This is a genomic window from Hydrogenophaga sp. FW305-3-2-15-A-LB1 (assembly GCF_058787875.1).
Genome location: NZ_JBYTAE010000140.1, coordinates 1 through 7,804, shown reverse-complemented (window position 1 = coordinate 7,804; position 7,804 = coordinate 1). Strand labels below are relative to the sequence as shown.

Annotated in this window: 7 protein-coding genes; 6 read left to right on the top strand and 1 reads right to left on the bottom strand. The window is 68.2% G+C overall.

Going from position 1 to position 7,804, the window contains the following annotated elements; translation table 11 throughout:
• Positions 1–111 precede the first annotated feature (111 nt).
• The 6 genes from can (at position 112) to AC3WPZ_RS27025 (ending at position 7,051) form a co-directional block, all read left to right on the top strand.
• On the top strand, positions 112–771 hold the full coding sequence (can, locus tag AC3WPZ_RS27050) for a carbonate dehydratase (protein ID WP_382162496.1): 660 nt from the start codon (positions 112–114) through the stop codon (positions 769–771).
• Positions 772–835: 64 nt separating this feature from the next.
• On the top strand, positions 836–2,020 hold the full coding sequence (locus tag AC3WPZ_RS27045; RefSeq protein ID WP_444688947.1) for an acetyl-CoA C-acyltransferase: 1,185 nt from the start codon (positions 836–838) through the stop codon (positions 2,018–2,020).
• A gap of 16 nt (positions 2,021–2,036) precedes the next feature.
• A complete protein-coding gene (locus AC3WPZ_RS27040) occupies positions 2,037–2,705 on the top strand; it encodes an SDR family oxidoreductase (protein ID WP_492442424.1) in 669 nt (222 codons plus the stop codon).
• A 25-nt stretch (positions 2,706–2,730) separates the two neighbouring features.
• Entirely contained in the window at positions 2,731–3,864 is a 1,134-nt protein-coding gene (locus tag AC3WPZ_RS27035; protein ID WP_382323001.1) for an acyl-CoA dehydrogenase family protein, read from the top strand.
• Positions 3,865–4,186: 322 nt separating this feature from the next.
• A complete protein-coding gene (trkA, locus tag AC3WPZ_RS27030) occupies positions 4,187–5,578 on the top strand; it encodes a Trk system potassium transporter TrkA (protein WP_492442422.1) in 1,392 nt (463 codons plus the stop codon).
• Positions 5,579–5,590: 12 nt separating this feature from the next.
• Positions 5,591–7,051: a TrkH family potassium uptake protein gene (locus AC3WPZ_RS27025; protein WP_382327570.1), complete on the top strand. Its 1,461-nt coding sequence runs from the start codon at positions 5,591–5,593 to the stop codon at positions 7,049–7,051.
• A gap of 93 nt (positions 7,052–7,144) precedes the next feature.
• Here the strand turns inward: AC3WPZ_RS27025 and AC3WPZ_RS27020 are convergent.
• Positions 7,145–7,804, bottom strand: a 660-nt coding sequence (locus AC3WPZ_RS27020) for a glutathione binding-like protein (RefSeq protein ID WP_492442419.1), incomplete at its 5' end; no start/stop codon positions are given.

Sequence of the window (7,804 nt, the reverse complement as noted above, 5' to 3'; positions counted from 1 at the left end):
TGTACGAGATCGGTGCGGGCACGAGCGAAATCCGCCGCATGCTCATCGGTCGCGAACTGTTCGCCGAGACGATGTGAAGGTCCGAGGCCTCTTGAGCGGACAATCCCACCCATGAGCAACGATCTTCAACACCTTCTCGAACACAACCGCCGCTGGGCGGCCCAGGTCGAGGCCGAGCGTCCCGGCTTCTTCACCAAGCTCTCGCAACAGCAGAGCCCGCGCTACATGTGGATCGGCTGCTCCGACAGCCGCGTGCCGGCGAACCAGATCACCGGCCTGGACCCGGGCGAGGTCTTCGTGCACCGCAACGTGGCCAACGTGGTGGTGCCCACCGACCTGAACTGCCTGTCGACGGTGCAGTACGCGGTCGACGTGCTCAAGGTCGAGCACCTGATGGTGGTGGGTCACTATGGCTGCGGCGGCGTGCTCGCCGCGCTGCGCGACACGCGCGTGGGCCTGGCCGACAACTGGCTGCGCCACATCAAGGACGTGCGCGACCGCCACTCCGCCCTGTTGGCGGGCCTGTCCGAAAGTCACCGACACGACGCGCTGTGCGAGCTGAACGCCATCGAGCAGGTCGTCAACGTGGCGCAGACCACCGTGGTGCAGGACGCCTGGACCCGCGGTCAGCCGCTCGCGCTGCACGGCTGGGTCTATGGCCTCAAGGACGGCCTCGTGCAGGACCTGCAGATGACCGTGCGCGGCAACCCCGATCTCGACGCGGTCTACCTGCGCGCCATCGAAGGCGTGGCGGTGCGGCCACGCGACTGAGTTCAGCAGGGCCGCGTGCGCCGGCCCGATCCCCTTTCACTTTTGTTCATCAGGAGTTTTCACCATGTCCGCAGATCCCATCGTCATCGTCGGCGCCGCGCGCACGCCCATGGGCGCCTTCCAGAGCGATTTCGCCAGCCTGTCGGCCCACGACCTCGGTGGCGCGGCCATCCAGGCGGCGGTGCAGCGCGCCGGGGTGGACCCGGCCCAAGTGGACGAAGTGCTGTTCGGCAACTGCCTGATGGCGGGCCAGGGCCAGGCGCCCGCGCGCCAGGCCGCGTTCAAGGGTGGCCTGCCGAAGTCGGCTGGCGCCGTCACGCTGTCCAAGATGTGCGGTTCGGGCATGAAGGCCACCATGCTGGCGCACGACATGCTCGCCGCCGGCAGCGCCACCGTGATGGTCGCGGGTGGCATGGAAAGCATGACCAACGCGCCCTACCTGCTGCAGAAGGGCCGGGGCGGTTACCGCATGGGCCACGACAAGGTGTACGACCACATGATGCTCGACGGCCTGGAAGACGCCTACGAAGCCGGCCGCTCCATGGGCACTTTCGGTGAAGACTGCGCCGCCAAATACAGCTTCACGCGCGAACAGCAGGACGCGTTCGCCATCGCGTCGGTCACGCGTGCCAAGGCCGCCACCGACAGCGGCGCCTTCGCCGCCGAGATCACGCCCGTCACCGTGAAGGACCGCAGCGGCGAGCGCGTGGTGTCCACCGACGAAGGCCCAGGCAAGGTCAAGCTCGACAAGATTCCCGCGCTCAAGCCCGCGTTCAAGAAGGACGGCACCATCACCGCCGCCTCCAGCTCATCCATCAACGACGGTGCCGCCGCTCTGGTGCTGATGCGCGAGTCCACCGCGAAGCAGCTCGGCGCGAAGCCGCTGGCGCGCATCGTGGCCCATGCCACGCACGCCCAGGAGCCGAACTGGTTCGCCACCGCGCCCGTGGGCGCCACGCAGAAGCTGCTGGAGAAGACCGGCTGGCAGGTCGGCGACGTCGATCTGTGGGAGATCAACGAAGCCTTCGCCGTGGTGCCGATGGCGCTCATGGCCGAGTTGAAGATTCCGCACGAGAAGGTCAACGTCAACGGCGGCGCCTGCGCGCTGGGCCACCCCATTGGCGCCAGCGGCGCGCGCATCCTGGTCACGCTGCTGCACGCGCTGAAGGCGCGGGGCGGCAAGAAGGGCGTGGCCACCCTGTGCATCGGCGGTGGCGAAGCCACGGCCATGGCGATCGAACTGGCCTGAGGCCCGGCGCACCACCATGCTCACCGTGCTGGTGATCGGCGCGTCTCGCGGCATCGGCCTGGAGATCGTGCGCCAATACCTGGAAGCGGGCGAGCGCGTGATCGCCACCGCCCGCGACGACGCTGGCCTGGAGCGCCTGCGCGAACTCGGTGCCGAGCCGCTGCGCGCGGACGTGGCCGACCCCGCCAGCGTGAGCGGCCTGGCCTGGTCGCTCGACGGCGAGGAACTCGACGTGGCCCTGTACGTGGCGGGCGTGCTCGATCCCCATGATGCGAAGACGCCGCCCACGCGCGACGCCTTCGACCGCGTGATGCACGCCAACGTGCTCGGCCTGATGCAGGCCATGCCCCAGGTGATGCCCGCGGTCGAGGCGGCCGGTGGGGTGTTCGCGGCCTTCTCCAGCGAAATGAGCCAGGTCGGCCTGGTGGACGGCAGCGACGCCTGGCTGTACCGCGTGAGCAAGGCGGCCGTGAACATGGCCGTGGCCAGTGCCCGGCACAGTTACCCAGGCGCCACCTGTGTGGCGCTGGACCCGGGCTGGGTGCAGACCGACATGGGCGGCGGTGCCGCGCCGCTGACGGTCGAGTGCAGCGTGGCCGGCCTGCGCCGCGTGCTGGCCTCGCTCGCGCCCGAAGACAACGGCCGCCTCATCCACCACGACGGCCGGCGCGCCGCCAGCTGGTAACCCCCTCTGCCCGAAAGACGTTTCCATGCCGCTCAACCAAGACCAACTCATGATCCGCGACGCGGTGCGCAGTTTTGCCCAGGAGCAGCTGTGGCCGCACGCGGCGAAATGGGACAAGGAGCACCACTTCCCGAAAGACGTGCACCAGGGCCTGGCCGAGTTGGGCGCCTATGGCATCTGTGTGCCCGAGGCGCTGGGTGGCGCGGGGCTGGACTACGTGACCCTGGCCGTGGTGCTGGAAGAAATCGCGGCCGGTGACGGTGGCACCAGCACCGCGATCTCGGTCACCAACTGCCCGGTCAACGCCATCCTGATGCGCTATGGCAATGCCCGGCAGCAGGACCAATGGCTGCGTCCGCTGGCCGCCGGCCAGATGCTGGGCGTGTTCTGCCTGACCGAACCGCACGTGGGCAGCGACGCCTCGGCGCTGCGCACGACGGCGGTGAAGCAGCCCGACGGCGACTACGTGATCAACGGCGTCAAGCAGTTCATCACCAGCGGCAAGAACGGCCACCTGGCGATCGTGATCGCGGTGACGGACAAAGGCGCGGGCAAGAAGGGCATGAGCGCCTTCCTGGTGCCCACGAACACCCCGGGTTATGTGGTCGCGCGGCTGGAGGACAAGCTGGGCCAGCACAGCAGCGACACGGCGCAGATCAATTTCGAGAACTGCCGCGTGCCGGCCGAGAACCTGATCGGCGGGGAGGGGGAGGGCTACCGGATCGCGTTGTCCGCGCTGGAAGGTGGTCGCATCGGCATCGCGGCGCAGAGCGTGGGCATGGCGCGCAGCGCGTTTGAGTGTGCGCTCACCTATTCCAAGCAGCGGGAGAGTTTTGGCCAGCCGATCTTCAACCACCAGGCGGTCGGGTTCCGGCTGGCCGAGATGGCGACACAGATCGAGGTGGCGCGCGCGATGGTGCACCATGCGGCGGCCTTGCGCGACGCCGGGGAGCCCTGCCTGAAGGAGGCCGCCATGGCCAAGCTGTTCGCCAGCGAGATGGCGGAGAAGGTGTGCTCGGACGCGATCCAGGTGCACGGGGGCTACGGGTATGTGAGCGATTTCCCGGTGGAGCGCATCTACCGGGATGTGCGGGTGTGCCAGATCTATGAAGGCACTTCGGACGTGCAGAAGATTTTGATCCAGCGGGCGCTGGCCTGATTTTTCTCCGGCAAGAGCGGTCATCGGCCGTGAGGGTGGCCGGCTCCGCTCATGTCCCCCGAACCGGCTGCGCCGGTTCTCCTCCTTGACTTCGCTGCGCCGGCCACCCTCACGGCCGATGACCTCTTGGTGTGCGGGCGGTGACGCTCCTACATCCCTTCTGGCTCATGGGTGCCTGGCGTTCTGCGCAGCGGGGTAAAGGAGGAGGCGGCACCAGCCGCCGGGGGACACCCGCGGAGCAGAGCGCCGGGCGCCCATGAGCCCGCGAGGTCCAGGCATGAAAGGCGCGGAATGCACCCGTCCCTCGTATGATCGCGCCACCATGAACATCATCATCCTGGGAGCCGGCCGCGTGGGCGAAAGCGTCGCGGAAAGCCTGGTCTCCGAGCAGAACGACATCACCGTGATCGACATGGACCCGGCCCGCCTGCGCGCGCTGGAAGAACGGCTGGACCTGCGGGGCGTGGTCGGCAACGGCATCCAGCCCTCCGTGCTGCGCGAAGCCGGCGCGCAGGACACCGACATGCTCATCGCCTGCGCCGCGCACGACGAAACCAACCTGGTCGTCTGCAAAGTCGCACACGACGTGTTCAACGTGCCCAGCACCATCGCCCGCCTGCGCTCCCCCGAATTCACCGAAGGCGACGAACTGTTGGGCAAGAACGGCTTCGCGGTCGACCACGTGATCTGCCCCGAAGAGTCGGTGATGCGCTACATCCACCAGCTCATCAGCTACCCCGAAGCCCTGCAGGTGCTCGAGTTCGCCGACGGCCGAGCCAGCCTGATCGCGGTGCGCGCGGCGCACGGCGGCGCCCTGGTAGGCCACACCATCGGCGAAATCCGCGAACGCTTTCCCCATGCCGAGATGCGCGTGGTCGCGCTCTACCGGCTCGACACCGAAATGGAAGCCACGCCGCAGACCCGCATCCTCGCGGGCGACGAGGTGTTCGTGCTCGCCGACACCGAGAAGATCCGCCACGTGCTGGGCGCGGTCCACAACATCGACAAACCCGTGCGCCGGCTCATGATCACCGGCGGCGGCAAGGTCGGCCTGCGGCTGGCGCGCAGCCTCGCGGGCCAGTGCGAAGTGAAGATCATCGAGCGCGACCTCAAGCGCTGCGAGTACCTGGCCAGCCAGCTGCCCTCGAACATGCTGATCCTGCAAGGCGACGGCGCCGACGAGGAGCTGCTGCTGGACGAGAACGTGGGCGAGATGGACATGTTCCTCGCGCTCACCAGCGACGATGAGGACAACATCATGTCCGCCATGCTGGCCAAGCGGCTGGGCGCGGGGCGTGTGCTCTCGCTGATCAACCGCCGCGCCTACGCCGACATGATGCAAGGCAGCACCATCGACATCGCCATCTCGCCCTCGCAGGCCGTCATCGGTGAGCTGCTCACCCACCTGCGGCGCGGCGACGTGGCCGTGGTGCACAGCCTGCGCCGCGGCGCGGCCGAGGCACTCGAAGGCATCGCGCGCGGCGACGTGAAGACCAGCAAGCTGGTCGGCCGCAAGGTGGAAGAGATCAAGCTGCCCAAGGGCACGCGCATTGGCGCCATCGTGCGCGGCGAGGGCCGCAAGTCCGAGGTGCTGATGCCGCACCACGACACCGTGATCGAGACCGACGACCACATCATCGTCTTCATCCCGAACAAGCGCCTCGTCCGCGAGGTCGAGCGCCTGTTCCAGGTGAGCGCCACCTTTTTCGGCTGAGATCCCCGTTCCATGTACAACGTGCTGCCGGTTCTCGCCGTGTTCTCGCGCATCCTGCTCGCGTTCGCGCCGGCCTTCCTGGTGCCGCTGGCCTGGGCCTGGTTCCTGGACGCGCGCGACCACGCGGCGGTCTGGGCCGTGGGCTTCGCGGTCACGGCGGCCTGTGGCCTTGTGCTGTGGCGCTATACCCGCCTGCACCGCCGCGAGCTGCAGACCAAGGACGGCTTCCTGCTGGTCAACCTCGTGTGGCTGGTGCTGCCGGCTTTTGCCGCCGCGCCGCTGCTCTACACCGTGCCCGGCATCGGCGTGACCAAAGCGTACTTCGAGGCCATGAGCGCGCTCACCGCGACGGGTGCCACCGCGATCTCGGGGCTGGACGCCTTGCCGGTCTCGGTGAATGTGTGGCGCTGCTTCCTGCAGTACATCGGGGGCCTGGGCATCATGCTGCTGGTGGTCGCGGTGCTGCCTTTGCTGGGGCTCGGCGGCGTGCAGCTCTACCGCGCCGAAACGCCGGGGCCGATGAAGGACACCAAGTTCACGCCGCGCATCGCGGAAACCGCGCGTGGCCTCTGGGGCGTGTACGTGCTGCTCTCGGCGGCCTGCATGCTGGCCTACCGCTGGGCCGGCATGGGCTGGGCCGACGCCTTCATGCACATGTGCACCACCATGGGCCTGGGCGGCTTCTCGTCGCACGACGCCAGCTTCGGTTACTTCAACTCGCCCACGATCGAGAACGTCGCCACCGTGTTCATGCTGCTCTCCGGCGTGAGCTTCATGCGCTACTTCATCGTGCTGCGCCGCCGGTCGTTGCGCCCGCTCACCGACGACAACGAGATCCGCACCTACGTCGGCGTGATGGCCGTCTCCATCGTGGTGGTGGCCGCGCTGCTGGTGGCGCACGGCGGCTACAGCGACTGGGTCGAGGCGTTGCGCACCAGCGCGTTCCACGTCGTGTCGATGGCGACCACCACCGGCTATGCCTCCGCCGACTACGCGAAGTGGCCGGTGTTCGCGCCGGTGCTGCTGCTGTTCCTGGGCTGCTTCGTGTCCTGCGCCGGCTCCACCGGCGGTGGCATCAAGATGGTCCGCATGGTGCTGCTGATCAAGCAGGCCCGGCGCGAGCTGGTGCGCATCATCCACCCGCGCGTGGTCAATCCGGTCACGCTCGGTGGGGTGGTCATGCCCGCCTCGGTGATGACGGCCGTGCTGGGCTTCATGCTCATCTACGGCGCCACCACCGTGGGCCTGACCATGGTGCTGCTGCTCACCGGCATGGACGTGGTGACCGCGTTCTCCGCCGTGATCGCCACCGTCAACACCATCGGCCTGGGCCTGGGCGAGGTGGGGCCCACCGGCCACTTCGGGGGGCTGAGCGAGGTGCAGCTGTGGGTGCTGAGTTTCTCGATGCTGCTCGGCCGGCTGGAACTCCTGACCGTGCTGGTCCTCTTCACCACCCACTTCTGGAGGAAGTAAGCCCACCCCTGCCGCGCTTCGCGCGACCCCCTCAAGGGGGCGACGCCTGCGGCCTGGCGAAGCCAGTTCCGCGGCGTCCCTGGATCAGGCCCTTCAGCCCCGGGCCGGAATCTTCAGGCCGCGCTGCACGGCGGGGCGCTGCTCGAAAGCCTCCAGCACGCGTTTCAGGTTCGGGAAGTCGGCGAACCCCACGATCTCGCCCGCGCCGTAGAAGCCGACCAGGTTGCGCACCCAGGGCCAGGTGGCGATGTCGGCGATGGTGTAGGCGTCGCCCATCAGCCAGGCGCGGCCTTCCAGGCGCTCGTTCAGCACCTTGAGCAGGCGCTTGCTCTCGTTCACGTAACGGTCGCGCGGGCGCTTGTCCTCGTAGTCCTTGCCGGCGAACTTGTGGAAGAAACCGAGCTGGCCGAACATCGGGCCCACGCCGCCCATCTGGAACATCAGCCACTGCAGGGTTTCGTACTTGCCCGCCGCGTCGTCGGGCAGGAAACGGCCGGTCTTGCCGGCCAGGTAGACCAGGATGGCCCCCGACTCCCACAGCGCCAGCGGGCGGCCGTCCGGTCCGTTCGGGTCGAGGATGGCGGGGATCTTGTTGTTCGGGTTGAGCGAGAGAAACGCCGGCGACATCTGGTCGTTGGTGTCGAAGCTCACCAGGTGCGGCTCGTAGGGCAGACCGGTTTCCTCCAGCATGATCGAGACCTTCACGCCATTGGGCGTGGGCAGCGAGTAGAGCTGCAGGCGGTCGGGGTGGGT